This window comes from Roseateles sp. P5_B10, assembly GCF_056400485.1.
The window spans coordinates 1-1,404 of sequence record NZ_JBFULE010001100.1 but is presented as its reverse complement, the minus strand read 5'-3'; the positions used below and the strand labels follow the sequence as shown (position 1 = coordinate 1,404).

Here is a 1,404-nt window from a genome sequence, read left to right as displayed (position 1 = left end):
GTCGACAACAAGCATGTGCCCGTCGTGCGAGAGGTCAAACCCAGGCGTCGGCATACCGGCGCGCCTGGCAGTTGACAAGCAGAGGAACTCGTTGGCCGCCAGGCCGGGGTAAGCCAGCGGCGCCACCTTCACGATGACCGTGGGAACCGACACGTCTGTGCGATCTGCCAGCATGAGCTTGGGCTGCACGCCGGCGATTCCAGCGCCAGTGCGCAGGTAGCCGTCAGCCAGCTCGTCGAAGGCAGCCTGTGTGAATGGCATGGACAGCAGAGCCTCCCGGCGCAAGCGAATTGGCGGCGGTGCCACGCCCGCGCCCGGCAAGGCGAAGCCCAGCCGGCCGATTCCGTTCTCGCGGACCCTGGCCAGCAGGTTCATGGGGTGCAGTTCCTGCTCCGGGACCATGGTGCTGAGGCGCAGCAGCAGATCGCCTTCGGGCAGGTGCTGGTCCATCGTCGCGAAGAGGGCGCCGTCCCGCCAGGACGCCCTTTCTCTTGGCGGCATGTGCAGCGCAATGCCAGCCTGGCTCTGACGGCTGTCGTCGTAGCGGAACTCGTAGTTCGAGGCCTTGAGCAACTGGCCTGTGCCAATGCCGTTGATCGACACGTCAAGCAGTGAGACCCTGTCGGTCGTTTTGGCCATCTCGCGGGCCATCACGTGGATCCTTGAAGCGCTGATGCCGACCTGCCGCGGTTCAGCTCATGCCGCCGCTGGCTGGAGCGCTTCCACGAAAGTCCGCAGTTCATCGGCCGCCGGCAGCTGCCGACTCGACCGCCATGCCTTCCATAGCGCGCGGATGTACAGGAGGCCGGGGATGATGAAGAAGGCAAGTCCCACGGGGATGATGACGATGCCCAGGACGCTGAACAGGAAGAACTGTTTGACGGCGTGRTCGCGCAGACCGTACATCTCCTCGTTCACGAAGAGGCGCTGCTCGTCCTTGTCGTAGACACCGAGGACCAAGTTCTTGAGCTTGCCGCCGTCATCCATGCGAAGGATGGCCAGAGCGACGGACTTCCCGGGCTCGATGGCGCGCCTCAGCGCGTTGGCTGCGCTCGCGTCGGCCAAGTCGACGCGACCGGCGCTGGTTTCCAGCTCGATGAGGCTGTAGGTGTGGATGTGGTCATCAAACGAGTGTTGACCCACGTGCTTCACGCGGCCCGAGATGGTTTCAAGCTTCGACATCTAGCCTCTCGACTGGTTCGTAACCGTACAGCTGACCCAGGGCAGACCTGAGGATCGGCGCCTAAGCATGCAAATGTACGAATTGGTGTGTGTATCAATTAGTGTACGTACACAAGCATGTCGGGGTGAAAACAACCCTGCAGAAACGGTTCGGACAGCGCATCAAAGAGCTTCGCGCCGTGAACCAGGTCACGCAGGAAGAGCTTGCTGAGCGTGCTGGGT

The 1,404-nt window shown here is 62.7% G+C and carries 2 protein-coding genes; both read right to left on the bottom strand.

What is annotated here, in order from left to right:
• On the bottom strand, positions 1 to 651 hold a 651-nt coding region (locus AC1DU6_RS31165; RefSeq protein ID WP_477861998.1), incomplete at its 3' end, for a HipA N-terminal domain-containing protein.
• Between the two features lie 45 nt (positions 652 to 696).
• Entirely contained in the window at positions 697 to 1,182 is a 486-nt protein-coding gene (locus tag AC1DU6_RS31160; RefSeq protein ID WP_457324853.1) for a hypothetical protein, read from the bottom strand.
• Between the last annotated feature and the right edge of the window lie 222 nt (positions 1,183 to 1,404).